Raw genomic sequence first — 1,209 nt, forward strand, 5'->3', positions numbered from 1 at the left:
AGCTTCTCCAGCAGGTTCATCACCTGGGCCTGGATGGACACGTCCAGGGCCGACACCGGCTCGTCGCAGACGATCACCTCGGGCCGCAGCGCCAACGCCCGGGCGATGCCGATGCGCTGGCGCTGACCGCCGGAGAACTGGTGCGGGTACCGGTTGATGTGCTCCGGGTTGAGGCCGACCAGGTCGAGCAGTTCCTTGACCTTGTTGCGTCGGCTGGCGCGCGGAGCCACCTCGGGGTGGATCTCGAACGGCTCGCCGATCAGGTCACCGACGGTCATCCGGGGGTTCAGCGAGGTGTACGGGTCCTGCATCACCAGCTGGATCTGCCGGCGCAGCCGCCGCAGCGCGCCACCGGAGAGCTTGGAGATGTCCTGGCCCTTGTAGAGCACCTGGCCGGCGGTCGGCTTCTCCAGGTTCATCAGCACCCGGGCGAGCGTCGACTTGCCGCAGCCGGACTCGCCGACCACGCCGAGCGTCTCGCCGGCCTTCAGGTCGAAGGAGACGCCGTCGACCGCCTTGACGTGACCGATGGTCTTCTTGAACACCACACCCTGGGTCACGGGGTAGTGCTTGACCAGGTCACGAACCTCGATGATGTTCTCAGTCACGGTTCACGAGCTCCTCGGCGAAGTGGCAGGCGCTGGCCCGGCCGTGGCCCAGTTGCAGCAGCGGCGGAACCTTCTCCCGGCACACCGGCTGCGCCATCGGGCAGCGCGGGTTGAAGGCGCAGCCCGGCGGGATGTTCATCAGGTTCGGCGGGAGCCCCTTGATGGTCCGCAGCTCCTGCCCCTTCTCGTCCATCCGCGGGATCGAGTTGAGCAGGCCGAGCGTGTACGGGTGCGCCGGCTTGGCGTACAGCTCGTAGACGTTGGCTTCCTCGACGATCCGCCCGGCGTACATGACCGCGATCCGGTCCGCGACGTCGGCGACCACACCGAGGTCGTGGGTGATCAGGATCATGCCCATCTGCCGCTCCCGCTGAAGTTCCCCGAGCAGGTCCATGATCTGGGCCTGCACGGTCACGTCCAGCGCGGTGGTCGGCTCGTCGGCGATCAACACCTCCGGGTCCAGCGCGATCGACATCGCGATCATGGCCCGCTGCCGCATCCCACCGGAGAACTGGTGCGGATAGTTGCTGAACCGACCCTTGGCGTTGGGGATCTTCACCTGGTCGAGCATCTCGATCGCACGCTTCTTGGCATCCGAACG

At 66.9% G+C, this 1,209-nt stretch carries 2 protein-coding genes; both read right to left on the bottom strand.

The genetic code is table 11. The annotated features are described in order from the left end of the window. Positions 1 to 608 (bottom strand): ATP-binding cassette domain-containing protein (locus ACIA6B_RS32530; RefSeq protein WP_396779324.1); only part of this gene is annotated, 608 nt, incomplete at its 3' end. Continuing rightward, on the bottom strand, positions 601 to 1,209 hold a 609-nt coding region (locus ACIA6B_RS32535; RefSeq protein WP_396779326.1), incomplete at its 5' end, for an ABC transporter ATP-binding protein. The genes ACIA6B_RS32530 and ACIA6B_RS32535, both read right to left, overlap by 8 nt.

The organism is Micromonospora sp. NPDC051141, assembly GCF_044455765.1.
Taxonomy (GTDB): domain Bacteria; phylum Actinomycetota; class Actinomycetes; order Mycobacteriales; family Micromonosporaceae; genus Micromonospora.